The 24,784-nt window shown below is 70.8% G+C and carries 14 protein-coding genes; 2 read left to right on the forward strand and 12 right to left on the reverse strand.

The window, feature by feature from the left end; genetic code table 11:
• Nucleotides 1-9 precede the first annotated feature (9 nt).
• The 8 genes from G1H11_RS22315 to G1H11_RS22350 all read right to left on the reverse strand — a co-directional run bounded on the left by G1H11_RS22315 (nt 10) and on the right by G1H11_RS22350 (nt 15,511).
• A complete protein-coding gene (locus G1H11_RS22315; RefSeq protein ID WP_163820815.1) occupies nt 10-2,217 on the reverse strand; it encodes a transglutaminase-like domain-containing protein in 2,208 nt (735 codons plus the stop codon).
• On the reverse strand, nt 2,214-3,377 hold the full coding sequence (locus G1H11_RS22320) for a DUF58 domain-containing protein (RefSeq protein ID WP_163820816.1): 1,164 nt from the start codon (nt 3,375-3,377) through the stop codon (nt 2,214-2,216). Before G1H11_RS22320 ends, G1H11_RS22315 begins: the two co-directional genes overlap by 4 nt.
• Before the next feature lie 5 nt (nt 3,378-3,382).
• Nucleotides 3,383-4,363 carry an AAA family ATPase gene (locus G1H11_RS22325; protein ID WP_425501272.1) on the reverse strand — a complete coding sequence of 327 codons (981 nt, stop codon included), beginning with the start codon at nt 4,361-4,363 and terminating at the stop codon, nt 3,383-3,385.
• A gap of 2 nt (nt 4,364-4,365) precedes the next feature.
• Nucleotides 4,366-8,055, reverse strand: a complete 3,690-nt coding sequence (locus G1H11_RS22330) for a fibronectin type III domain-containing protein (protein WP_163820818.1) — start codon at nt 8,053-8,055, stop codon at nt 4,366-4,368.
• Entirely contained in the window at nt 8,052-12,686 is a 4,635-nt protein-coding gene (locus tag G1H11_RS22335) for a type VII secretion EssC family protein (protein ID WP_216844031.1), read from the reverse strand. Before G1H11_RS22335 ends, G1H11_RS22330 begins: the two co-directional genes overlap by 4 nt.
• Nucleotides 12,687-12,781: 95 nt before the next feature.
• On the reverse strand, nt 12,782-13,045 hold the full coding sequence (locus G1H11_RS22340; RefSeq protein ID WP_163820819.1) for a WXG100 family type VII secretion target: 264 nt from the start codon (nt 13,043-13,045) through the stop codon (nt 12,782-12,784).
• Between the two features lie 83 nt (nt 13,046-13,128).
• The gene (locus G1H11_RS22345) at nt 13,129-13,689 is read right to left on the reverse strand and encodes a hypothetical protein (RefSeq protein ID WP_163820820.1); all 561 of its coding nucleotides are present in this window, start codon (nt 13,687-13,689) and stop codon (nt 13,129-13,131) included.
• 88 nt (nt 13,690-13,777) lie between these two features.
• Nucleotides 13,778-15,511 (reverse strand): hypothetical protein, encoded by a 1,734-nt coding sequence (locus tag G1H11_RS22350; RefSeq protein ID WP_163820821.1) that lies wholly within the window; start codon nt 15,509-15,511, stop codon nt 13,778-13,780.
• 418 nt (nt 15,512-15,929) lie between these two features.
• On the opposite strand from G1H11_RS22350, the gene G1H11_RS22355 reads away from it, so the two are divergent.
• Complete coding sequence (locus tag G1H11_RS22355; RefSeq protein WP_163820822.1) at nt 15,930-18,521, forward strand: tetratricopeptide repeat protein; 2,592 nt, start codon at nt 15,930-15,932, stop codon at nt 18,519-18,521.
• A gap of 107 nt (nt 18,522-18,628) precedes the next feature.
• The gene (locus G1H11_RS22360) at nt 18,629-21,313 is read left to right on the forward strand and encodes a tetratricopeptide repeat protein (RefSeq protein WP_246211725.1); all 2,685 of its coding nucleotides are present in this window, start codon (nt 18,629-18,631) and stop codon (nt 21,311-21,313) included.
• Here the strand turns inward: G1H11_RS22360 and G1H11_RS22365 are convergent.
• The 4 genes from G1H11_RS22365 to G1H11_RS22380 form a co-directional block, all read right to left on the reverse strand.
• Entirely contained in the window at nt 21,288-23,045 is a 1,758-nt protein-coding gene (locus tag G1H11_RS22365) for an alpha/beta hydrolase (RefSeq protein WP_246211726.1), read from the reverse strand. The two genes, G1H11_RS22360 and G1H11_RS22365, sit on opposite strands and share 26 nt — an antisense overlap.
• 146 nt (nt 23,046-23,191) lie before the next feature.
• On the reverse strand, nt 23,192-23,698 hold the full coding sequence (locus G1H11_RS22370) for a type 1 glutamine amidotransferase domain-containing protein (RefSeq protein ID WP_163820825.1): 507 nt from the start codon (nt 23,696-23,698) through the stop codon (nt 23,192-23,194).
• 26 nt (nt 23,699-23,724) lie between these two features.
• Nucleotides 23,725-24,189 (reverse strand): Dps family protein, encoded by a 465-nt coding sequence (locus G1H11_RS22375; protein ID WP_163820826.1) that lies wholly within the window; start codon nt 24,187-24,189, stop codon nt 23,725-23,727.
• Nucleotides 24,190-24,282: 93 nt separating this feature from the next.
• Entirely contained in the window at nt 24,283-24,558 is a 276-nt protein-coding gene (locus G1H11_RS22380; RefSeq protein ID WP_163820827.1) for a WXG100 family type VII secretion target, read from the reverse strand.
• Nucleotides 24,559-24,784 lie beyond the last annotated feature (226 nt).

The raw sequence follows: 24,784 nt of genomic DNA on the forward strand, positions 1-24,784 counted from the left end.
CACCTCCGCTCATCTGCGCAACACGCGCGGATCGATCCACCACAACAGCCGTCGCGGCCATGCGGATCCGCGCCGAACGCCGCGGGCCAGCGCGGTCGCCACCTTCCAGTGCGGGAGCCGGTCGCCCGCCGGGCTGCGGCTCCCGCCGCCCTGTACATCCGGGCCGCCTCGTACGCTGCCCCGTCCTGACCCGGCCGTCGTGACGGGCGGGCCGAACGCCTCACGTTCCGCGACGGCCGCCAGCCCGGCAGCGCCGTCGCCGCCACCGAGCCTGGCGAGGTCGCCGGCGAGATCCGGTGCGGCCCTGCTGACCGGAGCCCGCACCCCGGCCAGCCACATCGCGTCCAGCGCCTCGTCCCACGCGCCCACCGCTCCCGCACGGCGGTGCCGGAGCCGGCGCTGGACCCGCAGGACGAACAGCACCACCACCGCCGTGAGCAGCACGCCGATCACCACGGTGATCGCGGCGGGCCAGGCCAGGCCGGAGCGCGACTCGTCGGGCACCTCGTCACCGCCTGGCGGCTCGGCCACAGGCTCGCTCGCCTCGTCGTCCTCGCCCGGGTCGTCCTCGTCGACCAGCTCGTCCTCGCCCACCAGAGTGGTCCGGTCCCCGTCCCCGACCTCCCGGTCCGAGGGCGTGGGGTCGAAGGCCACCCATCCGGCCCCGGACAGGTAGACCTCCGGCCACGCGTTGGCATGCTTCCCGTACACCGTGGCGGCATCGCCGTCGCCCGCGCGGGGAACGTCGAATCCGACGACGAGCCGGCTCGGGATGCCGAGGGAACGAGCCATCACGATGAATGCCGTCGCGAACTGCTCACTGGTGCCGCTTTGCGCACCAGGGGCGTCGTCGCCGAAGAGGAACTCCCGCAACCGGGCGTACGACGAGCCCACCGGAGCCAGCGGATCCAGGGACCGGTCTGTGCGGACCAGTGTCTCGAGCGCCTGCGCCTGCTCGAATCGTGAGCGAGCGTTGACCGTGGCCTCGGCCGCGTAGGTGGCGAACTCGCGCGGCAGGCCCGGCACAGCGAGGTACCGCTCTGGTGCGTCCGCGGGGACGCCCGCGCTGCGAAGGAGGCCGGCGCTGCCCTGGTCCACCTCCCCGCGGATCGCGTACTGGAGTCCAGCGGGCGTGCCCGCGGGCCGGACGAGCGAGCCGGTGTCGACGTCGACGTACACGTCGGCGAGTGAGCTTCCGGTCGGCGTTCCGGCCGCGGGAAGCCAGAGTCCGGGAAGGTCGACGACGTCCACGACGACGTCGTATGCCCCTCGGTGCCGCCCCGGCGGCAGATCGGGAGCGCGCACCGCCCCCATGGGCTGGAACTGGGCGTCCGCGCTCCATCCCGCACCGTCGTACTCCGGGAGGACGACCAGCGCCAGCCGGTCCGGTGCGGTGCCGCGGACCCGGAACAGCTCCAGGTCGCTCTCCTCGCCCCACAGGCTGAGCATCGGCAGCGGGTTGGTCGCCTCGATGCTGACCACCGGCGGCGTCACGAGCTCGCGGGGCTCGAACGGCTCCGAGCTGGGCAGCGCAGCCGCCACCAGGGTGACCGAGCCCACGACCGCGAGGCCGGCGACACCGGAGAGCATGGCGGCACGTCTGCCGGGCGTGCGGCGGGTGGCGGCGCGATCGGACCGGGACTGATTCTCCGGCCTGTCCAGCAGTACCCAGCCCGCCCCGCTGAGAACGACGACGACCAGCGCCGCCACCCCGTGCCGGTCCGCCTCACCCGCGGTGAGCAGCGCCGCGCACACATAGAGCACAGCGGCGCCCATCACCGGTGAGACGCCGGGCCCCGGACAGCGGCCGGCCAGCAGGTACACGGTGAGCGAGATCAGCGCCACCAGCAACATGACCGGCGTCAGCATCTCGGCGTCTCCCGGAGCGGGCCGGGGGCCGGTGAGCAGCCGCGGCACCGAGTCGATGAGCGGGCCGAGGACCGACAGACCCGGTGAGTCCCGCCACGCGGGCATGTCGATGAGCGGCAGTCCTTGTTCCGCGGTGCGCAGCACACCGAGTGCGGCCGCGGTGCACAGGCCGCTGACCGCCGTCGCCACCAGCCAGGCCGGCAGCTTCAGCCAGCGGCCTGCCGCCACCAGGGCCAGCGGGAGAAGGACCGCGACCAGCAGGGCGGGAAGGATCACCCAGCCGTCGTAGGCGCGGGCGAGCGGCAGGCTCGCGGCCAGGAGCACCAGGGCCGCCCAGGCGTATCTCATCGGACCACCGCCAGGTCCCAGCCGTTGAGCACGTCCTCGGCGCGTGGCCCGCGCAGCACCACCACGCCGCCGACCACGTCGCTGAGCCGGTTCGCGTGGGCATCCACCAGGGCCAGGACACCGAGACTCGATCTGCCGGCATCCACCAGGAGAGAGGCTGTGGGCGCCCGTTCGCCGGAGACGACGGCGACGATGTCGGAACCGTGCAGGGCGGCCGCCGCGGCGGACATCTCGTCGCCGTCCACCGGATCGATCCCCGCGAGGGCATCCAGCACGGGCGCGGCGAGCAGGCCGGCGCTCGCGTAGTCTCCGGCGCTCTCCGGGCCGGCAGGCAAGTCCACGTCCAGTGCCCCGCTGACCGTCACCAGCCGGGCGGGGTTGCTCGACGTCGCCGCTTCGTTGATGAGCGAGGCCGCGATGTCCGCCGCCTCCTCGAAGCCGTCGCCGGCGTAACTCGACGCCCGATCGTCCAGCAATACGGTGAGATGCGGAAGGGACGGGTCGGCGTCGTCCCGGATCATCAGGGTCCCGGTCTTGGCGCTGGTGGCCCAGTGCAGGCGGCGCAGGTCGTCACCGGGTACGTATTCGTGCAGTCCCACCAGGTCGGTCCCTCCGTGCTCGACCCGCTCGTCGGCACCGACGTGACTGCGCTGGACACCGGAAGGCAGGCCGAGCACCGGCAGGACGCGGGGCACCACGGTGACGACACTGCGTTCGCCGTGCGCGCTGCGAGCGACCGCGAGGCGAGCCAGGCCGCGCCGGGCCAGCGTCAGCGGACCGAGTTCCACCGTGCCGCGCCGGGCCGTGGGGACGGTGAAGCCGGCCTGGCGCGACGCACCGGCCGCCAGCGCCGGAATCCGCACCTGAACCGGCACCCCGCCCACGAGATCCTCACCCTCCACCCGGACCGGGAGCCAGGGCGAGCGGTTGGTGACGGTGAGCGTGCCGTGCGATTCGCAGAGCCGGGTCACCCGAGCTGACGGCACGATTCGGCTGACCTCAAGCGGCGCCGGAAGGAGCACGCCGGCCGCCGACGCGACCACCATGGCCAGCAACGCGGCGCCGAAGCCGGCGACGCCCGGATACTGCGCCCAGAGCCCACCGGCCAGCAGCACGGCCGCGGTGCCGAGCACCGCCCAGCCGCGTGGAGTGATGGTCATCGTCGTCAGGCCGACGTGGGCCGTGGCACCTCGACCCGGGCGAGGACGTCGTCGAGCACGCCCTCCCGGGTCTCGCCGGCCAGCATCGCCTCCCGGGTCAGCATCAGCCGGTGCGCCAGGACGGGGGTGACCAGCCGCTGGACGTCGTTCGGGACCACGTAATGGCGGCCCTGAGCGGCGGCGTAGGCCTGGACGCAGCGGACCAGTCCGCGCAGGCTGCGGGTGCTGGCGCCGAGGCGGAGGCGGTGATCGTCGCGGGTAGCCGCGCCGACGGCGCGGACATAGCGCAGGATCGGCTCCGCCACGTGCAGGCGGTACAGCGCCCGGGTCTGCGCGGCCACCTCCTCCGGGCTGGTGACCGTGGCCACGGCGGAGACGGCTCCCGCGCCGCTGCCCGGGCGCAGGACGTCGACCTCGTGCTCGCCGTCGGGGTAGCCGATGGTGGTACGCAGCAGGAACCGGTCCAGCTGTGCCTCGGGCAGCCGGTACGTGCCGTCCAGGTCGATCGGGTTCTGGGTGGCGATGACGATGAACGGGTCGGGGACGGTGTGCCCGACGCCGTCCACGGTGACCGTGTGCTCCTCCATGACTTCGAGCAGGGCCGACTGCGTCTTGGCCGCGGCGCGGTTGATCTCGTCGGCGAGCACCACGTTGCTGAAGACGGGTCCAGCCCGGAACCGGATCTCACCGCTCTGCGGGTCGTAGATCGAGGTGCCGGTGACGTCCGACGGCAGCAGGTCGGGCGTGAACTGCACCCGCCGCGACGAGCCGCCCACCGCGGCCGCCAGCGAACGGGCCAGCGTAGTCTTCCCGGTGCCCGGCACGTCCTCGAGCAGCACGTGACCACCCGCGAACATCGCCACTGCCACCAGTTCCACGACGGCCCGCTTGCCCCGCAGTGCCGTCTCGACGGTGTCGACGACCCTCCCGTGCAGCATGCGGAACGAGGCGACCTCCGCCTCGCTGAGGGCCTCTACGCCGGTCACGGTCATCGTTGGTTCTCCATCGTCATATCGGTGTCTGTGCCGGTCCCGTCGCCGGTGCCGGTGTTCTCATGGGTGCCCGTGCGTCCGCGCAACCGGACCGCGCGGAGGGCACCCGCCAGCCCGAGGCCGCCGAGGCCGATCAGGGACTGCATCGAGGCGAGCCCACCACCGGCCTGCGGTTCTGCGGACTCGACGCTCGTGTTGCGAAGGTTGTGCGGCGGCGGGATCGGGCACCAAGTGTTGGCTGGATCCGCCGGATAGGGCCCCGGCCAGTAACAGTCGGGCGGCTCGCCCGCCGAAAGAGTCACAGCGGCGGAGTCGGCGACCGTTGTACCCGAGGAAAGCGCTCGGACGAACACCGTGACGTCGCCCGCAGTGGGATACGAGACCGAACCCAGGTAGTAACTCCTGGCAGCACCACAGTCGATCGCCTGAGTGCCGCTGAGCGTGCCGGACCAGCGAAGCTCACAGGTTCCGCCATGTGCCGCCCAGCTCGACGGGGGCGACAAGGTGACGGAGTACGACGTCGTCCCGGACTGATCGTCCTGGCTCCGGGTGGTCTGCCCGTACCCAGAACTGATCACGCTGTCGCCGTTGGCCGGGGGTGGCGGCGGCGGTGCCGGCACGCTGGCGTTGGCCGTCCCAGCCGGGCCGGTCGCGGCCGCGTTGGTAGCCGTCACGCTCACCGTCACCGTCCCCGAATTGGAACAGAGAGCCGCCCCCGAACAGTTGATATCCAACGTCGTGCTCGTCGCACCGCCACCCGCAGAAGCGGTGCCCGACGCTCCTCCACCACTGCCGGAGATGCTGTACCCGCTGATCGCCGCACCGCCATCGCTCGGCGGCGGCTGCCACGACACCGTCATCCGAACCGTGTTCGGATCCGGCCGCTGAACATTCGAAACCGACACGCTCTGTGGTGCAGACGGCGGGTCAGGATCCGGTGGTGGCGGCGCCGGCACCTCGGCGCTTCCGGTCTCTGCCGGGCTGTCGCCCGCGGTGTTCACCGCGACCACGCTCAGGTTCACCGTGCCGCCGCTGGTGCACAGCGCCTGCCCACCACAGCTGATCGTCAACGTCGCGCTCGTCCCCGTCGCCGTCTCGTTCGAGCCGCCGCCGGAGATCCGGTACCTGTCGATCGCCGCGCCACCGTTGCTCAACGGCGCCTGCCACGACACATCCACCCGGACCGTGTTCGCATCCGGCCGGTCCCGGAACGATCCCGACACGTTCCGCGGCGTCGACGGCCGGTCAGGAGCCGGCGGGCTGACGGTGACCTGCGCGCTCGGGTCCGACACCGCCTCCACCCCGTTGCGGGTGGCCACGACCTCGTAGCGGGCCGTGGTGCCGAAGGTCTGCGACAGCTCGACGCTGGTGGCGGCCGGGTTCACGCTGGTGCCCGAGCCGGTGCCCACGCGGCGAACCATCAGCGATTCCTGCTGGACCGACGGAGCGTTCCACGTGACCCGCACCAGCTCTTGGGTGCCGACCTGCTGGGCTTGAACTCCGGTGGGCGCCTCCGGGGGATCCGGTGGCGTCTCCATCACCGTGACTAGCGACGAGTCTGAGCCGGCTGTCTCGCCGTTGAGGACAGCCTCGACCCGGAACGCCACGGAGGCGCCCTCGGTGAGCCCGGTGATCTCGGTCGACTGGCGGCTTCCGTTCAACACCACCGGGGTGATCGAGCCGCCGCTGATCTGCGTCACCCGGTACTCGTCCGGCAGGATGTCGAGGTCGCCGTGCCGCCAGCTCAGATCCACCCCGCCCGGAGTGGTGCTCAGCGCCGTCACGTCCAGCGGCGCGACCGGGTCCGGCGGCACACCCGGCACGTCGAAGGGCGCACTCCAGGCGGAGGACGTGCGCTGACCATCGGCCCCGACCGATATCACCCGGTACCGGATGCTGGTTCCCGGCCGCAGGTCGGTCACCACCACACTGGTGGTGTCGCCGGACACGGTTTCGTTCGATCCGGCTCCCCACAGCTCCGGCTCCACCCGGTAGGACTCGGGGCGTCGCTCGGGATGATCCCACGTCACCACGTAGGCGCCGGCGGTCTCGCCGATCCGTACGTTGCTGGCCGGCTGCGGGGCGTCCGTCTCCGGCTCGTCCGTGCCGTCGTCCGTGCCGCCGTCGGCGCCGTCGTCGTTCCCCGGCTCGTCGCCCGAGTCGGTGCCGTCGTCGGAACCGGTGTCCGATCCACCGTCGTCGGTGCCGATGTCGTTGCCGGTGTCGTCGTTGCCACGATCCCGGTCACGGTCTCGATCTCCGTCACCATCGCCCGGGCCGCCGGGATTGCCTGGACCACCGGGGCGTTCGGGGCCGCCGTTCTGATCACCGTCGCGGTCACGATCGCCCCCGTTGCCGTTGGAACGGTCACGTTCCTCGCGGTTGTCACGGTTGTCGCGCCCGGGGTTGTCCTGCCCAGGGTTGCCGGGTGGAGGTCCACCGGAGCCGTTGTTCGCGGGGGGACGCAGGGACGGCGGCACGTCCGGAATCGTGACGTCCTTGGGCGGGGCTTCCGGATCGAACACCTCGACCCCCTCACCGCCAATGTCGATCACCCGGGTGGAGCCGTCGGGCTCCACGACGACGAGTTCCTCGCCGCCGGCCGTGGAGACGAGCAGACGGCCGTCGTCCACCGCGAGATCCGGGTCGCCCCCGTCGGGAGTGAAGATGTCTTCCCCGGCGCGCATGCCGTCTGCGCCGAGGACCACCACCTTGCCGGCGTTCAGGCACGGCACATACACCTTGCCGGAGAACACCACCGGCGCGCCCGGATCGGCGCACCCCATCGCGGAGACGTTCACCTCCAGGACGTCGTCGCCGGAGACCATCGCCACGGTCGAGGAGTCGGTGAACGATCCCGGCGACATCTCGACCGGCGCGCCGGGCGCCGCGAGGACGCCACCGGAGACGTCGAACAGCGGGAGGGCGAACTCACGCTCGGTGCCGAACTGGCCGACGACCGGGCCCTCGGGCGCGAACACCGTGACACCTTCGTCGTGCGGCACCAGTCGGGACTGGGAGCCGGCGTGCGCCACCGGACGCGAGGACTCCAGGACGAACCGCTGCGCCGTCGGCGAGTACCGCAGCCGGACCAGCTCCGCGTCCTTGTCGAGTACCCACACGTAGCCGGCCTCGTCGACCACGACGTCGGCGAACGGCCCTGAGCCGCGGTAGCGTTCTCCGAGGTCTTTGAGCGTCAGCGGATCAACGGCGCTGACCGAGCCTTTCTCCAGGTCGGCGATGAACGCCTGACCGGCGGCCACCAGCACCTTGGTCTGCCCGTCGGCAGGCCCTGAGCGCTTGCCGCTCTGAATCAGGGTCGCCAGATCGATGGACACCACGTCGCCGGTGGCGGCGTCGTCGATGATCAGCCATCCGTCGCGCTGCGCGATGCCCAGCTGCGACCCGTCGCCGGCGACGTCGAGTCGCAGTTCGGCACGACCGGTCACCGGGTTGACCTGTACCACCTGTCCGGTCGAGTCGTCCGCGAGCCAGGTCAGGCCGTCGAACATGTCGACCGCCGTCCGGGCGACGCCGTTGCCGACGGCGGCACCCACCACGAGCGCGGCCGCCACCCCGGCGACGCCCAGCTCCACCGATCCGCGTTCCCATGCGCGGCGCAGCGACACCCGGCTGCGCAACGCCGTCCACCCCTGACGCACGATGCTCCCTTGTCGTTCTGTCATGCGACGCCCGCTTCCGTTCCCACCACTGCCCCCGGCGCCTCAGCCGTCGCAGATATTACCTGGACAATCTGGGTCGAGCCCGGCGAACAGAGCAATCCCCGCCCTTGCCCGGACATCGGCTCCAATGTGGTCATCGGTACGGTCACCGACACCAGGGTGCCGTCGGACATCTCCGGTGCCAGCAGGATCGCCCGCCGGAACCGTCGCACCATCGGCACCACGCTGGCGATATGTCCCTTGCTTCGCGCCTCGTCCGGGTCCGTCGCCACCACCAGTGCCGTACGCGTGGCCGTTGCGTGCTGGGCCATGGTGGCCAAGGTCTCCAGTGCCGTCTTGGCCTCCCCGCCCGCGTCCCACGTGCGCTCCCACTCGTGCGCATCGTCGATCAGCACCAGCCGCCAGTCCAGCGGGTCGGCCGTGGGCTGCACCGACGAGGCCCAGGCCGCCGCCTTCGGCAGGTCGTCCAGGACCAGGTCGAACGACGCCGACGGGACGAGGGCGGCTTTGGGCCCCATCAGCACGGTCTCCAGCGGCGGGCGGCTGGAGCGCTGAGCGAGCTGCGCGACACCGGCCAGGAAACTGGTGCGGCCGCTGCGGGCACGCCCCGTGACGAGCAGCGGCGCGTCGGTGAGCGCCATGGTCACGGCGCCGGCGAACTCCGCCTCCACCGCGACACACAGCGCATCCCGCTCCGGTGGCGGCAGGATCGAGGTCGGCACCAAGGTCGGCATCGCCGGCACCTGGATAGCCGGGCGGTCCTGATACCGGGCTGCGACGGGCTCCGCCAGCGCACGCAGCCGGTCGAGCTGTTCCGCTCCCCCGGCCCCGCCCACGGTCGCGATCTGCACCTCGTGCTTACCGAGGAGGCCACGGCCGGGCGCCGTGTCTGCGTCCAGCACCTTGCTCGGCGCACCGAGCATCTGGTAATCCTCCTCAGCGGTCATCCGGAGCACGATGCGCTGGCCGAAGCCCGCCTGCATCGCGCTGGGCACCCCGGAACGGCGAGGCGAGGTCGCCGCCACGTGCACGCCGCACCGCCGGCCCTCCTGCAGCACGGCGGTGAGCTTCTCCAGGTGACTGCGTTTCAGGGCCGCACCGTTCTCCAGCGTCTCGACCAGCGACGGCAGGTTGTCGACGAGCAGGTAGACGCGAGACATGCCGACCCCGCGCGCCGAGAGGGCTCCGATATCCGCCGCACCGTACGCGGCGAGCGCGGCGTTTCGGTCCTCGACCGTCTTGTGCAGCATCCGGATCATCCGCTGGATTCGCTCCATCGCCTGCTCCACCACGATCGAGCCGACCGAGGGCAGCACCTCCAGGACGCCGAGCGATCCCCCACCGCAGTCGATCCCGTAGATCAGGGCCGGGTGCTCACCGGCGGCGGCCGTGGCCGAGGCGGCGATCGTCCGCAGCAGCTCGGTCTTGCCTGCGCCGGAAGCGCCGTACACCAGCAAGTGGCCGGCCTTGGCGAAGTCGGCGAACAGCGGTGCCTGCTCCTGCTGTGCGGGCCGGTCCACGAGACCGATCAGCACCTGGCCGTCGGGGATGGTGGCCGGTGCAGGAACGTCGAGCGCGAGCTCGTCCGGCAGAGGCGGCAGCCACGGCTTGCGGGGCGCGGGTGTTCCGGAGCGTGCGAACGCGGTGGCCGCCGTGCTCACCAGCCGCTCGAGGTCGGTCCGCGGATGCAGCCGGTCCTCCTGCTCGCCGCCCGCCGACTCGGCATCGGTCAGCTGCACGGCGGTGAACGGCGTCACGTCCACGATGGAGGCGCCCTCCCGCCGCGGCTCGCGCGCTCCGACCCAGGCGGCCTGGACGAGCTCGCGGGTGCCGTGGCCGGTCCGCCGCAGCCACGCTCGGCCGGGGGTCCGGCGGGACAGCTGTGCCGCGTCGGGCGCGTCGATGACGTCGCTGGAGTCGTCCGGTGATGCCACCCGCAAGGCGATCCGCAGGTCCGTATTTGCCTTGATCTGCGGTGTCACGACACCGGCCGGGCGCTGGGTGGCGAGCAGCATGTGCATGCCGAGGGAGCGACCCCGTTGCGCGATGTTGACCATGCCGTCGACGAAATCGGGCACCTCGGACAGGAGCGCCGCGAACTCGTCCACGACGATCAGCATGCTCGGCGGCGCCGCGTCCGGGTGGTCTCGCTCGAGCGCGACGAGATCCTTGGCACCGTACTCGGCCAGCAGATGCTCGCGGGTGGTCAGCTCGGCGTGCATCGAGGTCAGAGCGCGCTGCACCAGTGCCGGCGTGAGATCGGTGATGTATCCGACGGTGTGCGGCAGGTCGGCGCACTCCCGGAAGGCGGCACCGCCCTTGTAGTCGACCAGCAGGAAGCTGATCCGTGCCGGCGGGTTGTTCAGCGCGAGCGAGCAGATCAGAGTCTGCAGCAGCTCACTCTTGCCGGCGCCGGTGGTTCCGGCGACGAGGCCGTGCGGGCCGTCCTCGCGCAGGTCGATGGTGACGACGCCGTCGGCACCGGCGCCGAGCTGTGCCCGCAGCCCGCGGCTGGACGCCCAGCGGTGCAGGACAGCATCGGTGTCGTCGGCGTCGCTGAGATCCGAACCGAGATCGGGCAGCCGCACCATGTCCGGCAGCGCGGTGTCGGCCAAGGTGACCGCGGCATCGTCGCGATAGGAGGTCATCAACCGCGCCGAGTTCCACGCCGGAGCCAGGTCGACGGCATCGACCGTGGTCAGCGGTGCGAGCCCACCCCGATCCCGCCGCGCGACCACCCCCAGCTGACCTCCTTCACCGGTCTGGCTCGACCCGACCAACCCACGACCGCCCAGCCCGCCGACGTCACCCGAAGCGGACGGTGGCGGGAAGCCCTCCATGGAGTGGCGGGAATCCGCGAGTGCCGAACCGGTGAGGGCCGGTGACGGGGAGCCCTCCATGGTGTGGCGGGCATCGGCGCCCGGGGCACCCGTGGAGGCTGAGGGGGAACCTTCCATGGTGTGGCGGGCATCGGCGAGCGAGGAACGAGCGAGTCCGCTGGGCGAGGAAGGTTCCCCCTCAGCCGACAGGCTGAGATCGACCAGGACGCCGGTGGCTGACGGCACCTGGTCGGGGTCCGCGCCTAGCCAGATCAGGTGGAGGCGGTGCTCGAGCGCCACTTGCGCCACTGCTTCGATCGCCCGCCGCGGTACCCCGGCTCCCTCGTCGAGCAGGCAGACGGTGTGCCCGTGCCCGCCCTGGTCCGCGCAGAGTAGGTCGAGCAGGCTCTGGCCGTCGCCCGCGCCGACCGCCACCGGGGCCACCCCGCCGGTCCGGCGCGCGGTGTGCGGCAGCCAGCGCAGCCAGGCCTCGACGTGCGCTCGGCCGGGGCCGAGAACGGCCGCAAGGGATACGTCGGCCGGCGAGTGCGTCGCCGCCAGGCGCATGATGACAGCCCGCACGCACGCGTCGACGTCGTCGTCCGGGCCCGCGACCGCGACAAGGCCGTGCTCGGCCAGCGGCACCACTACCGGCATGTGCGGGAGCACAGCGCGGCTGGAGAGCTCGGCTCGCATCTCCTCGTGCGCGTCGCGGTCCGCTCCCTGGCCGGTGGCGCCGCGCGGACGGCGCCCGGTCACCATCGCCGGCACCGGCCCGCGTCCGACCCGGACGGCCAGGAAGTCGTCGTCGTCCTGCCGGCGGTTCCACAGGCTGCGATCACGTGCGGCGATGCGGGAGCGGACCAGGTCGGGGTCGGGTTCGTCGTCGTCGGCGTGGCGACGCTGGATGGCGGCCTTCTCGTCGAGCTGGTCGAGCACGTCCTGCAGTTCCCGCCGCCACGCGGCGAGCTCCTCGGCGTGCTCCTTGGCCTGCTGACGGCGCTGCATGTAGTGGTTGAGAAGCATCATCAGCGGGAAGCCGAACGCGAAGACCAGTGAGTAGGCGCGCTGGGTGAACATGAACATCGCGCCGCCCATCATCAGCGGCATCAGCATCATCGCCCACGGAAAGCCCTGCTTGCGTGGCTTGGTGGGCGGGGTGGCGACCTCGAGCTCGTCCTCGGTGAGTTCCGCGCCGAATCGCGGCGGGCGCAGTACCGCTACCTCACGGCCGTGGTCGGTTCCCCGGCCCTGCTCGAGCACGAGCCGCGTGTCGCCGATCTCCACGGTCTCGCCCCAGCCGATGCTCAGCGGCCGGGTGACCGCGTGGCCGCCGGCTGTAGTGCCGTGTGCCGAGCCCTCGTCCATCACCACCGGACCGCCGGTGAGCATGATGCGGGTGTGCAGGCGGCTGACGAGCGGGTCGGACAGGGCCACGGTGCAGCCTCGCGACCGGCCGATGGTCAGGGACTCACCGTGGATCTCCACGGACGTCCCGGCGTCCGGTCCGGCCAGCACTCGCACCACCGCCCGCGGCGGCCGGCGCTGCGCCGGCTTGGTCAGCCAGCTGTGCGGCACCGTGGCGACCGCCACGACGTCGCCGTTGCGCAATCCCGACTCCCCGAGCGGCTGTGCCGCGGGCCAGGGGATGCCGTCGGTGTGCGGAGCCAGGATCGTTCCCGACGACGAGCCGCCGAGATGAGCCCCGAGGGCCTGTGCCAGATCGGCGACCCGCGCGCCCGGCTGCGCCGCCACCACGACGTCGACCGGGTGTACGCCGCTTTCCGCGCTGGGCAGCACCGACAGCCGCCACATACTTTTCCGCCTTTCTGTCTTCCTTCGCCCGTGATCATCGACGATCGGCCGTGTGATCACACCGCCGATCGCCGATGATCACCGGGGTGCAACCGTCAGCTCGACGCGCGGCGCTGGTCCTCCGCCTGTGCCCGGATGATGTTCGCGTTGGCGTTGAGCGCCTCGACGACACGGCCGAGGGCAGGAACGAACTCACCGGTCCACTGCGCCTCGAACGTGTTCCGGTCCGTGCCCATCCATTCGGTGCTGGCCAGCTGCTGAGTCAGCCGCTGGGTGATCTCGGTGATGCTCTGCGCGTCGACGTCCATCACCGCTGCGAGCTGGTCAGCCTGCTCGACATTCATTCCGAGAAGCGCCATGGTGTTACTCCCTTTCCTGGTACTGAACCTGCGTGGATGCAACTGCTCTTTCGTTCCGGGCCCCCGTGGCCCGGAACGAAACGTCACGCGCCGGCAGTCTGGCCGGACTCGACGCGGAACGACTCGTGGATGGCGCGCAGGGTGTGCCCCACCTGCGCGCCTGCGCCGTCTGCCCAGCTGGACACGACGGTCAGGGCGTGGGCGACATCACCGGCGTAGCGGACCGGCAGCACCCACACGGTGGCCACCTGGATGACGTCGACCCCGTCCACCGTCCGGCACAGCCGCTGGCTGGCCGAGCCGGGCGTGTCGGACTCCGCCGCCGCGCCCGCGGCCACCTCACTCGCCTGCGCCGCCACCATCGCCTCCAGCAGCGCCTTGGGATCGGCACCGGCGGGAACGAGGTCGGCGGTCACCGTCACGTTCGGGATGAACCGCGCATCCTCGGCCGTGCTGGCCGGCCTGACCACAGCGAGCGCCCGGGGCGCCGGGTGTGCGACATACCCCTCCGGGACGTCGATGTGGAACGGCGGCACGGAGGGCAGCTGGTAGCTGGGGTATCGCACCGTGGTGGCGCCGTCAGAGGCCTTCCCTGCCGTCTCGGCGGCGGCCGTCGGCCCCCTGGTCTCGGTGTCGGTGGTCATCGTGGAAGCTCCTTCGTGGACGTGAGTTCGTGGCGCCATGGATATGGCGTGGGAGGTCTCGTGGCCGCGCGGGTTCGCCGTCATCCAGTCACGCAGCCACTGGCCATACCGCCGACGCGGTGCCGACGGCAGCCGCGCCCCTGGTCTGCAGCTCGCCGGGCGAGCAGGTGAGGAACGGACCGGGCGGCAAGGAGACGCTGGAATGCCCGGCGAACTGCTCGCCACCGAGCACCTGCTCCCACCAGCCGAGCACGACGGCCGCCGAGGCGGGATCGCCCGCGGCCGAGCCACTGAGCTCGATCCGCTCGATGGTCACCTGGCCGTACGGGGTGTCGTAGGTGACGTTCTCGCCCACGAAGCCGTACGCGCCGTCGGTCCCGACCCATGCGGTGTAGCGGCCCGTGTCCGACCCGGAAGTCAGCGCATGCCCGACACCCGTGCCCGGCGTCGCCTCCGGATCGAGCGCAGCACCCAGAGCTCCGCCTTCGGCGATGTCCGTCCGGGCGGCGTCGTCGCCGGGGTCGCCGAGCGCCCAGTCCGAGCCGGCCCCAGCCGCGGGAGCGATGTCCAGGCCACCCGTGCCGCCCAACCCTGGGTACCCGCCCGTGCCCGGGAAAGATGAGGGGGACCGCTCCTCCTCCGTCTCCTCGCCGTCCGGCTGCGCCTGACCCCGAGCGTTGCCGAGCGCGGCCGCGCCGAGGCCCGCGAGTCCGGCCAGGCCGAGCGGAGCGGCGAGCATCGCTCCGTTGCCGCCACTGCCGTCGTCCACCGACGGGAGGACTCCACCGGAATCCGCAGGACCGTCCGCGCCGTCCAGACTGCCGCCCCCGGAACCGATCGGCGTGGAGCTCACCTTCGGTGTGCCCACCGTGCCCGACGCGCCCACCTCGTAGGACCATGTGCCGTCGGCGTTACGGCTGACCTCGACGTTCCCGGAATGACCGCCCGCGGAGAAGGACCCGCCCAGCGAGCCGGTGACGCCTGGCGCCGTTCCGGCGCCACCCGTTCCGGCGCCGAAGCCCGCGCCACCGCCCGCCGCGCCGCCGCCCGCCGCGCCGCCGCCTGCCGCACCGTCGCCCGCTCCGGTGGACCCGCCACCGAGGCTGCCGTTACCCGGGACGAACGGGGGCGTCGCGATCGCGCCACCCGCTCCGGAGGCGCCAGCGCCGACCGAACCGGAGCCGACGCCGGGCCCGGTGACGCCGGCGCCGGTCACGCCACCACCGACGGCTCCGCCCGGCTGAGGCCGGCTCACGTGTGGACCGCTCGCGGAGGCGGCGCCGTTGCCCGTCCCGGTCGCGGTGTTGCTCCCCGGACTCAGGTGGGCCACGTCCGGCATCGTGCGAAAGCCGCCGGTGCCGGTCGAGCCGCCCCTATCCGGCTGGACACCGATGGTGCCCGGCAGTTGCGGCGTGCTCACCTGGACACCGGTGCCGCCCCCGTTGACGTTGATGTTGATCACGACGTCCGGCTGCTTCAGCATCGGAGGGTTCTCGGCTCCGCATGGCGGCAACGGCGGCGTCTGATAGGTCGGCGGGACCGCGACTCGCGGCGCATCGCCGCTGACCTCCTTCTGCATCGCGGAGGCGAACTTGATCACCGCCGAGAAGGACTGCAACGCCCGCATGGTGGCCTGGACCCACGGAATGACGACGGTCTCCAGGTAGATGGCGAACGCCTTCGCCCAGCCCGTCCAGGACATGGCGTTGAGCGCACGCACCGTCATCTTGAGAATCGTCAGGACGGTCCGGGCGAAGTCGACGGCCTGGTCGATCTTCTGAGCTATCCGGTCGAGGCCATCGACATCGGCACCCTTGAACATCCTTGCCTCCTCGGCGCTTCCATGGTTATCAGCGAGGCGATCCGCAGCGCCCGTCACGGTGGGCGGTGCTTCGCTGGACACGAAGCTAGGCTCCGGGCGACACCCGCGCCAGCGCTGCCGGGGTGGAAGTTTCCGCCTTGTTGAGCAGCGGAAACTTCCGCTCCGAAGGCACTGGTGTGTCGCACTGACTCACGGCAGGATGACGCGTGATCGTCTTCGTGATGCGCATGATTCCCTCTTCCTGGCCCTGGCGGCGAGCCGTCCAAGGCGCGACTGGCCGAACCTGCCCACTGTGGTCCGGGCGATGTTGGTGTGTCGCCGTTTCCAGACGATCCCGGACAGTTCCGGGCAACGCGGTTCCGCACGTACGGTGCGGACTCGCTAGGGTGCTAGCCACAGCAAGGGGTGAGGTGGGACATTGCGCGAGACGGCCGATTCTGCCGCCGGCGCGGGTGGAGGAGACGCACCGTCCTCGCGGACGTGGACGCTCGAGGACATCGCCGAAAGGCTGCGGTCGTTGCGCGCCGAGGCCGGGCATCCATCGTACGCGGAGATCGCGAACCGGATCGGCAGGCTTCGCGCCCGCCGTGGCGTCCCCGCGAGCGAGCAGAAGCCGGCACGGGCCACGGTGTATGACTGCTTCCGCACTGACCGGCGCCGCCTCGACACCGACCTCGTCGTCGAGATCGCCAGGGCGCTCGGCGCTGACGACGCGGCCGCGGCAGGCTGGGCGCAGGCGTGCCGCGTCGCTCAGAGTCAAGCCGACGCCGCGACCGTCGTCACGGCCTATGCGGCGCTGCCCTCGGGGGTCAGCACGTTCGTCGGGCGGGCCGATGCTCTTGCCACCATCCTGGAGACCAGTGATCACAGCCCGGCATCGGCCGTGTTCTCCATCGAGGGCATGCCCGGCAGCGGCAAGAGCCAGCTGGCCATCGAGGCCGCACGCCGGCTCGTCGAACGTCGGCGAGTCGCCGACGTGCTCTACGCCGACCTGCGAGGATTCCACCCGGAGAACCCGCCGGCCGACCCCGCCGCCGTTCTCGCGGTGTTCCTGCGTCTGCTCGGGGTGTCCAGCCGCGAGATTCCGTCCGGCGTCGACCAGCGGCTAGCGGAGTTCCGGGCTCAGTTGCGCTCGACCCGCCGCGTCGTCATTCTCGACGACGCCGCCGGTGCGGCGCAGGTCGTTCCCCTCCTGCCCGGCGACTCCGGCAGCGTCGTGCTGATCACGAGCCGTACCCAGGTGGCTGAGGCGGCCGGAGCCGTCCAGATCCCACTGTCGACGTTCACCGTCGACGAGTCGATAGCGTTGTTGCGCGGTGTGGCCGGAACAGACGTCGTCGACCAGGACATCGCCTCGGCGACGGAGCTGAGCGAGGCGTCGGGCTGCCTTCCGCTCGCTGTGGGGCTCACGGCCACCCGGGTCGCGGCCCGGCCCGGCTGGAGCCTGAGCGACCACGTCCAGCCCCTCCTACAGCGGCGCCGCAGTCTCCGTCTCGACGACGCCGTCGGCGCGACCCTCGACCTTTCCTACGCCACCCTGTCCTCGCGGGCGCAGCGCACATTGCGCCTGCTGGCCGTACACCCGTGCGCGGATCTCGACGAACCCGCGATCACAGCGCTCACCGGCCGTGATCCACACGAGGCGGGGGCCGACCTCCGGGTACTCGTCGCCCACCATCTGGTCACCCAGGCGCGGCCGCACCGGTACAGCTTGCATTCCCTGGTCCGGACGTACGCCCTGGACCGTTCGTACGACGACGACCGCCCGGCCGAGCGGGAGGTCGCCCTGGAGCGGCTGTACCAGCACTACCTGGGCATGGTGTGGAGCGCCTACAGCACCGCGCACGCGCCGACGGGCCGGCGGAACCGGCAGCCACCGCAACATGTCGTCGTGTCCACGCTCGACGAGAGCGTGACGCTGCCGTGGCTGGAAGCCAACATCGACAACGTCCTCACCCTGGCCCATCACGCTCCCGAGCTGAACCGGCCTGACCTGATCACCCACCTCGCCGAAGGCGTGTCGTGGTGGCTGAACCGGTACGGGCGCTACCGCGATGCCAGGCTGCTACACCAGCTCGCCCTCGAGGTGGCGGTCTCACGCGGTGAGCGGGTCAGCGAGGCGAGAGCCAACCTCGATCTCGGGCAGATCCTCGTCCGGCTCACCGAATGGGATCCGGCGATCATCCACCTGGACCGGGCCCAGCGCGCCTTCGAAGCCATGGGCGACATGTACGGTGCGTCGTCGGCGGTCAACGCCATGGCCATCATCGAGGTGCACCGGGGCCGGCTGGCCGAGGGCATCGAGCTCTTCCAGCGTTCGGCCGAACTCTCACGCGCTGCGGGAAACGGCCACGGCACCGCCACCGCGCTCGACAACACCGCCATCGTCCTGCGGCGTGCCGGGCGCCTCGACGAGGCGGAGAAGTACCATCGGATGGCGCTCGCGGAGGCCACCCGGATCGGCGACCGGTATATGCAGGCAACCGGGCTGACGAATGTCTCCGAGGTCCAGCTCCTTCTCGGCAGGCGCGACGAGGCGCTGCAGTCCGCCCGGCGCGGCCTTCAGCTGGGCAAGGAACTGAGCAACATGCCCACCATCGCCTACGGCAATGACAACATCGGCAACATCTTGTCCGCCGACGGCGATTACGAGAATGCGCTCCGCCATCACCGCGAGGCGCTGGCCCTCAGCCACCAGACCGGTGACCGCCATCTCGAAGCGGGCGTACTCAACAACCTCGGGACCGACCACCACAGGATGGGCGACCACGGGCAGGCGCGCAGCCACTATGACGATGCCCATGCCCTCAGCACGAAGATCGGCGACACGTTCGAGGAGGCGCGAGCGTTGGACGGCATCGGCGCGGTGTGCGCCGCCCAGGGCGCGGCCGACGATGCCCGCCAGTACTGGAGCGAGGCGCTGGCGATCTTCGAGCAGCTCGGGTCACCCGAGGCCGCGCAGGTCCGGGACCGGCTCGCTCAGCTGGCCGTCCACAAGCCGGACGGCTGAAACACTCGGCGCTCGGCCGGACGACTCCGGACCATCCGGCCACCCGGGTGGCCGGTCAGGGTAGGCTCGCCGTACGCGTACAGCTGGTCAGGGAGTCAAGGGTGGGGATGCGAGCACTCGGCCATCCGGACACACCGAGGCCGCCCAGCCCGGTCGGTGCGGAGTCCCTCGACGATCTCGTGAACATGCTCCGTGAGCTGCGAGAGTGGGCCGGAGCTCCCTCGTATGCGCTGATCGCCCAGCGGATCAAGCAACACCGTGAGCAGCGGGGGATGCACCCCGGCAGGCGGCAGGTCAGCCGCGCCACCGTGTACGACTGCTTCCGGCTGGGCCGCGCCCGGATCGACGTGGAGCTGTTGACCGAGATCGTGCAGGCCCTCGGTGTACCGCCCACCGAGGCGGTCGCGTGGCGGCAAGCGCATGCCACGGCGATGGGCTCCGCGTCGACGGCGTCCGTCGTCGAGATCCACCAGTCCATACCGCCACCGAGCACCGTCTTCGCCGGGCGGCAAGCTGAGCTCGACGGTCTATCCGCACGGCCGCTCGGCTCGACGCTCGCGGTCGTGGGCATGGCCGGAATCGGCAAGACCGAACTCACTCTCCAGCTCACGGCGCGGCTCACCCGGCAGCACTCCTATACGGGCGGCTCGTACTTCGTCGATCTTCGAGGCTACGACGCCTCCCGCCAGCCGGCCGATCCGTACGCCGTGCTCCGTGGCCTCCTCACGGCGGTCGGGCAGCCCGCCGGCAAGGTGAATCGGCTCAGTGTGGATCAGCAGCTCAGCGAATGGTCGGCCTGGGCGCGTGACAGGTCCTTCCTCCTCATCCTCGACAACGCCACGGACGAGAACCAGGTGCGTCCACTCCTGCCGCGGCGGCATCGAGGGCACGTCATTGTGACGAGCCGCCGCCGGCTCGCCGACCTCGCGCACGTGCCCCAGACGGAACTGCAACCGCTCGCCCTCGACGATGCACTCGAGTTGCTCACGCAGGCGGCGGTGGCCGCGCGGGTCACGGACGATCCCACATCGGCCGCCCGGCTCGCGGAGCTGTGTGCGGGTCACCCGCTCGACCTCACCATCGTCGCCGCGCACCTCGGGCAGCATCCCGCCTGGTCGCTGGAGGACCAGGTCCGACGCCTTGAGTCCACCCCGAGAGGAGAGTCGATCCGTCCGGCGCTGGCCGTCTCCTACCGCGCACTCAACCCGGACGAGCAGCGTGCGTTGCGGCTGCTGTCTCTGTATCCCGGGCCTTCCATCTCCGCGGAAGCCGCCACATCTCTTCTGGATCGTGACCCAGAAGAAGCCGCCAAGCTTCTGGCGACGCTCGATGCCGAGCACCTCGTCCGCCACGACGAACGCGGCGGCGTGAGGTTGCACGATCTCGTTCGCGAATACGCCACCTGGGTCACCCGCCACGAGGAGTCCTTCACCGAACAGCGCGCCGCCGTACGGCGTCTCATCGAGTACTACGTCCGCGGCTGCGCCTACGCATTCCAGCAGGTGACGCCCGCGGAGGACCATGCTCCTCGGCTCCCGGCCGATCACGCGCACAGGGTGCCTACGGAGGCCGTGTCCGACCCGCGCGCCTGGCTCGACGCCGGGCATCAGCCGGCCGTGGTGGCTGCCACCGTGGCCATGGAGTACGGACTCTCGGCGCCCGTGGCCGAACTCTCCGCGGTCTTGGCCCTCTACCTCGCCGAGGACGGGCATCTCGCGCAGGGGGAGATCCTTCATCGGCTGGCTACGACGGTCGAGGATCCCCAGCATCGCGCCCGCGCCCACCGTGATCTGTCGCTCGTCCACCAGACGCAAGGACGTCACAGCGACGCCATCCGGCAGCTCGAACTGGCCACGGCCGCGGGGCCGGACCCGCTGCCCGGGCGGACCCACAACATCATCGGCGGGATCTACAACGAGCTGGGGCGACTCGACGACGCCGTGCGGCACTTCGTTCTCGCCGAGGATGAGGCACGCGCAGCGAACGACGACGTCCGGGTCGCACGGTCGAAGAACAACCAGGCGAACGCCTACCGCCACCTCTGGCGCCTCGAGGAAGCCGAGAAGCTCTTCGCGGAAGTCGTCGAGGCGTCCGCGCGCCTCGGTGACACCCTCAACCTCCAGGCCGCCTACTACAACCGCGCGGTCATGTTCGAGGCGATGGGCCGGTGCGACGAGGCGCTCCACGACGTCGACGCGGTGGTGGCGATCGCCGGACAGCATCCCTTCCGGGGCATCCTGCCGGCGTCTCACAACATCCGAGGGCTCATCTACCAGCGGCTGGGCCGCTACGACGAGGCTCATAGCCACCATCAGCGTGCGCTGGAGACCGCCGTCGATCTCGACGACGCGAGTACCGTGGGCGAGAGCCTCACCGGCCTGGGCCGGGCACTGGCCGGCGCCGGGCGGCTGGACGAATCGATCACGTATTTCGAGCGGGCGATCGCCCACGCCCGGGAATTCGACGCACCATACAACGAGGGCAACGCCCTGAACGGGCTCGGGTCGGTCCTCCGCCGGCAAGGTCTCGTCGACGACGCGAAGGCCCTCCACACGCAAGCACGAGAACTCGGCGAGCGGTTCGGCGACGTGGAGGAGATCGCCCGTTCCCACGTAGGCCTCGGGCACTGCGCCAGCGCGTACGGCGATCGCCGTCGAGCGGTCCACCACTGGGAGCTCGCGCTGGCGCGGTACGGCGAGATGAAGGCGCCTGAGGCCGAAGCAGTGCGCCGGCTCATCGCCCAGCCGCGGCCCGCACCGATCGGCCTCAGAACTCGGCATACTCGTCGATGAGAAGGTCACGCAGCGTGTCCGCGTCGTCGTCGGTCCACCCCGTGGGCGGCGCTATGGCCGCCCATGCATCGACGTACTCGCCCAGGTAGACGTGGCCGTGCCCGGCCGGGACCTCCTCGGCCACCACCATGTCCATCGTGGTGAGCCAGTACGTGACGACAGGTAGCCACCGCAGGCCGGGCAGGACGTCGTCGCCGGAAGGCTCGCGCAACCAGTCCGGTTCATGCCACAGCAGGTCCGATGACCACCACACCACGCCGTCGGAGCCGTGCTGCACGTACACGATACGAGGCTCCTCCCAGGCCGGTCCGGGATCCCACAGATCCCGCGCGTGCCCGTCGCCCGTGCCCCACCGGACCTGAATCCCGTCGTCGTAGACCGGGCTGATCTCACGCGACCCAAGATCGCGATGATCGGTGAGGTCGCGCCAGGTCTCGGTGAAGTTCGGCGTCGCCACCCAGAGCGCACCGTCGGTACGCGCCACCATGTCCTGCAGTCCGCTGAAGGCGCCGTGTCCGCCGTAGCTGCCCAGGGATTCGCCGTAGACCAGAAGCTTCGGGCGCAGCGCCTGCGGTCGCTCCTGCCACGCGGCGTAGACGGCCTCGAAGAGCGCCTTACCCGCTTCCGGTGCGGTGTTGCGGTCCGACAGAAAGCTCAGCCAGCTCGACGCGTGCGAGTACTGCAGTGCGGCGGTCGCCGTGTTGCCGGCGTACATCATCTCGATCGTCGCGATTGCGGCGGGCTGGACCAGTCCGTTGCCAGCGGGAGTCGCGACCACGAGCACGTCGCGGCTCCACGCCTGGGTGCGGTCCAGTTCATCGACAACCAGTGCGGCCGCGCGCTCGAGATCTCCCGCCGGGTCGGAAGGGACGTAGACGCGGATCGGGTCCACCGGGCCGTCGTCGTGATCTTCCAGGCCGGCGAACTCCGCCAGCGCGTCCCGCGGCAGGCCTCCGGCGACGAACGCCTGCCCCGTCGCACTCAGCGAATCCCACGAGACCAGCGACTCCGCCGAACCCGACCGCATCGGGGACGCCGGCTGCTCGATCTCCGGCGCGCGGCCCGCCTCCACCGCTGCCGCCGCCCGATCCAGGCCGTATGCCACCCACGTCATGAAGGTGCCGTTGAATACGAGGATGGCGAACGCGATGAGCGCCACCGTGGTTCCCAGCCGGACCAGTACCCGCGGGATCGTTCGCCTGATCCGGACCATCGCAGCCGCACCGAGAACGCGCACGCCGTGCGCCACAGCGACGATGGCCAGCGCCACGACAGCCGCCACGACGGGAACCGCCGCATACAGAGCCTCCACACCCGGCATACCGAGGAGGCCTCGGATCCGGTCCTGCCAGTGGGCCGCGAGTCCGCTGAACGCCAGGGAACCCGCGGCAGCGGCCAGAAGCACCGGCTGGGCGGCCCGCTCAAGCGGCACCGACCAGCGGGGATGGAACCCGGAACGGCGCACGAACCACCGGATCAGCAGGCCGATCGCGTAGCCGAGCGCCATCGTGATCCCGGAGAACACGGCTTGAGCGAGCCAGCCTCTCGGGATCAGGGACGGCAGCAGCGACAAGCAGTACGTGGCGATTCCACCGGCCATACCGGCCCGGGACAGCGAGCGCAGACTATCCCTGACAGCTTGCACTGGCCCGCGGCGGTACCCGGGCCGCCGGCCGTCCGTTCCGATGCGCATCCGCGGCCCCGTCACCGCGGTGACGCGCTCGGCCAACATCTCCTCCACGTCTGCTGTTGACTCTTACCTGGACCCGCACCTCCCTGCTGGGGCGCGACGTCCGTCACCACCTTGCGAGAACGCCGTCAGGGCCAGGCCCGCCGGTGCCCCGGGAGCTTCCAGGATAACCTCGCCGGCCATCCTGGTCAGGGAAGATCGGCCAGAATCGCCGCGCAGAAGGCCGGCAGATCGTCCGGTTTCCTCGACGTGATGATGTTTCCGTCCCGAACAAGCTCCTCGTCCACCCAAGTCGCCCCGGCGTTCTCCAGGTCCGTCCGCAGCGACGGCCAGGAGGTCACAGTGGTGCCCCGGAGCAGGTCCGCCTCGGCGAGCACCCAGGGGGCATGGCAGATCGCCGCCACCGGCTTGCCGTCGTCGTGGAAGGCGTGTGTCAGGGCCACGGCGTTCTCGTCCATGCGCACCTTGTCCGGCGAGTAGCCACCGGGTAGCACCAGGGCGTCGAAGTCGTCCGCGGCGACGTCCGCGGTGCTCTTCTCCGAGGTGATCTTCGCGCCCTTCTTGCCGGTGAGCTCCTTACCGGACGACGAGCTGACGATCACCGCCTCGTGCCCGGCCTCCTGGACGCGGTCGTACGGGACCTGGAACTCGGAGTCCTCGAACATGTCCTCCACGATGAATGCGACCCTTGCCATGTGTTCCTCCGTGTTGATCGAGTTCGTCACGCGTTCCTGTAGGCGGCGAACATCCAGCGGCGCTTCTCCAGCACGCGCAGCATCTCCAGAACGATGTCCTGGCTGACCTGGTCGATGGACTCCAGCGGACCGAGAGTCTCGCGGGCTTTCTCGATCAGCGCGTCGAGATGCTCGACGATCAAGGCGATCACCTTGTCGTCCGGAATGAAGCCGTCCGGGAAATCCCTGCTGGCCTCCGCCACGGCTGCGGGCCTGCCGTCGACGGCCACACCTAGTGCCACCAGCCGCTCGGCGATCTCGTCGGCGTACGTGCGCGCCTCGGACACCACGGCGTCGAGCCGCTCGTGCAGCGGAGTGAACTGCTTGCCGTAGACATGCCAATGGGCCTGCTTGCCGTTCAGCGCCAATGCGATGAGATCGACCAGGAGCGGCTGCAGCTGTCCGGCGACGTCATGGCCGGAGACGTTGATGGGGCTATCAGGAGCGCTCATGGGGATGTCTCCTCTCACCGAGCTGGTACATCCCCGACGCCGATACCCGTGGCTGGCCGCCTCAAACTCGGATCACGATGAGGGCCACCCGGCCTACCTGCTGGCTTCCTCCTGCATCTGCGCACGCCTGCTCAACTCGGTGGCGTTCTCGCGGATCGACTCGGTGGCCCGGTCGAGTTCCGGCCGCAGAGAGCCGTTCCAGTCGGACATGAAGCGCGTGGCGTCGTCGCCCTGCCAATACACGCTTTCCAGCATCGCTCCCAGCATCTTCACCATGCCGCCGAGGTTCTCCGCGCTGGCGTCCATCTGCTGGCTGGCTTCCCGCGTCTGCTCCGGGTCGATCCCCATGAACCGCGACCTGTCGACCATGTGCTGCCTCCTGTTTCGTGGAGCCCTTCCTGGGCAAACGCTACGGTCTCCGACGTCCTGGCGGCATCTCGTCGCCCCCGGAACCTTCCACTTCCTCTTCCTAAATGAGGCTCTTGTGACATGTCCGTGGGTGGGTTGAGCGTGTCATAGCAGCGCACGCCGTTCTTTCCGCCTAGGTTTTTGATTGTCGAAGATCAAAAACAAGGTGTGAGGAGAACGGCGTGCG

Origin of the sequence: Phytoactinopolyspora alkaliphila (assembly GCF_010550695.1) — a bacterium.
Taxonomy (GTDB): domain Bacteria; phylum Actinomycetota; class Actinomycetes; order Jiangellales; family Jiangellaceae; genus Phytoactinopolyspora; species Phytoactinopolyspora alkaliphila.

Coding starts and splice junctions, on each gene's coding strand:
- G1H11_RS22340 (WP_163820819.1), bottom strand. CDS start 13,045: ATGGCGCTTCTCGGAATGAATGTCGAGCAGGCTGACCAGCTCGCAGCG.
- G1H11_RS22335 (WP_216844031.1), bottom strand. CDS start 12,686: ATGTGGCGGCTGTCGGTGCTGCCCAGCGCGGAAAGCGGCGTACACCCG.
- G1H11_RS22380 (WP_163820827.1), bottom strand. CDS start 24,558: ATGGTCGACAGGTCGCGGTTCATGGGGATCGACCCGGAGCAGACGCGG.
- G1H11_RS22365 (WP_246211726.1), bottom strand. CDS start 23,045: ATGTTGGCCGAGCGCGTCACCGCGGTGACGGGGCCGCGGATGCGCATC.
- G1H11_RS22330 (WP_163820818.1), bottom strand. CDS start 8,055: ATGACAGAACGACAAGGGAGCATCGTGCGTCAGGGGTGGACGGCGTTG.
- G1H11_RS22370 (WP_163820825.1), bottom strand. CDS start 23,698: ATGGCAAGGGTCGCATTCATCGTGGAGGACATGTTCGAGGACTCCGAG.
- G1H11_RS22360 (WP_246211725.1), top strand. CDS start 18,629: ATGCGAGCACTCGGCCATCCGGACACACCGAGGCCGCCCAGCCCGGTC.
- G1H11_RS22345 (WP_163820820.1), bottom strand. CDS start 13,689: ATGACCACCGACACCGAGACCAGGGGGCCGACGGCCGCCGCCGAGACG.
- G1H11_RS22315 (WP_163820815.1), bottom strand. CDS start 2,217: ATGAGATACGCCTGGGCGGCCCTGGTGCTCCTGGCCGCGAGCCTGCCG.
- G1H11_RS22375 (WP_163820826.1), bottom strand. CDS start 24,189: ATGAGCGCTCCTGATAGCCCCATCAACGTCTCCGGCCATGACGTCGCC.
- G1H11_RS22320 (WP_163820816.1), bottom strand. CDS start 3,377: ATGACCATCACTCCACGCGGCTGGGCGGTGCTCGGCACCGCGGCCGTG.
- G1H11_RS22350 (WP_163820821.1), bottom strand. CDS start 15,511: ATGTTCAAGGGTGCCGATGTCGATGGCCTCGACCGGATAGCTCAGAAG.